The 1527-nt window shown below is 35.2% G+C and carries 1 protein-coding gene; it reads left to right on the top strand.

What is annotated here, in order from left to right; translation table 11 throughout:
- On the top strand, positions 1 to 1527 hold a 1527-nt coding region (locus tag F555_RS08770), incomplete at both ends, for an S-layer protein (protein WP_018153186.1).

Here is a 1527-nt window from a genome sequence, read left to right as displayed (position 1 = left end):
GACGATGTAGATGTTTATAATTTAGATTCAGATAGTCCTTCAGAAGATGTAGTTCTCGTAGCTGCTGCAGACTCAGACTATGCAAAAGGATTTATAACTGAAAGTACTCTTAATGTAAACTTTACAGATGCTGACTATCCAACAACAAACATAGTTTTGTCCAACGGTACTGTTGATTATATCAACATTACCACAGACAATTATGAATTAAAAAACATACTAGGAAGTCTGTCAAAAGGAGATACAGTAAATATCGATTCTAGCAGTACTAATATAACTAAAGGTTCCGGTATTGTAGAAAGCATAACTTACAATGGTAGTTATTTAAAATTAGTTATTAATGGTACCTTGGTGGATGACACTACAACTAATGGTACAAAAGTAACTAACCCTGACTGGATACAACTTGTTGGGTCTGCAACTGTAAAAACTTTTGGAGTTACTTCAAATGACGCAAACATAGATTTAAAAAATGACCACCCAACTGATGGATATAGTTTTACATCATTAGGTGACGTTAGCACAATGTTAAAAGTAACTGACATTGACCCATCAGACTGGTTCGACAGCAACGACAACGATGCTGGAGAAGTCGTATTTGCAAAAATAGTCTATGACAGCGATAAAAGGTCAATAGATGAAGACCAATTATTATATGCATCAATTGCATACAAAAATGACGAAGAAGTATTCAACGATGCTAATACAGTTACTTTAAAACCAGGTATGAGAATACCATTCTTAGGTGAAGAGTACGCTGTTGTAAAAATCGACGCTGATGATGATATAATATACCTCGGTAAAGAAGCAAAAGACGGTGTTTTAAAAGAAGGAGAAACATTCGCAGTTGGAAACGGCTACGAAGTTAAAGTAGCAAGTATTTTAAAGAGTGGAAGCGAGTACAAAGCTACCGTTCAAGTATTAAAAGACGGAAAAGTTGTAAAAGAAAAAACTGATACAGTTTCTAATACAACCCAGTTAACACTCGCATACAAAGACGTTGGTGTTGTTGTAAACGATGCATGGGAAGACATTGCAGGAACAACAGGTTACGCTGAAGTATTAATCACCAAAGATACCAAAGCCCTTGAACTTGGTGAAGAATACATACCAGACTGGGAAGCATGGGCTGCCCTTAATGTCAGTGGTAAATTAGACATTAAAAAAGATATTACTGAGTCTGATAAAGCTAATGTAGTAGGTATTGCATTAAAATACGTTGGAGACAAGAAGAAGAAGTTAGACGATGGAGACGAAATAAACATTGCAGACTACCTTAAATTAGTATTTGACGACGAAGACAAAAACAATGTGTTAAAAGTTAAATTCTTAATGGACGAATCAAAAGAAGTAACCTTAAACATCGGTCAGAAAGAAACTGTATTAAACGCAGAAGTTAGATTAAAAGACATCTTAGCAGATGCACAACAAGCAGTTAAATTAACAGCACCAATTGCAAAATTGGACTCAGAAGTATCATTAGATACTGCTGACAAAAACTTAATCTTAGTTGGTGGACCAGTTGTA

The sequence above is a fragment of the Methanothermococcus thermolithotrophicus DSM 2095 genome (genome assembly GCF_000376965.1).
GTDB lineage: Archaea > AGJL01 > Methanococci > Methanococcales > Methanococcaceae > Methanothermococcus > Methanothermococcus thermolithotrophicus.
The sequence above is the reverse complement of the archived record's forward strand: the minus strand, read 5'-3'. Positions and strand labels throughout refer to the sequence as shown.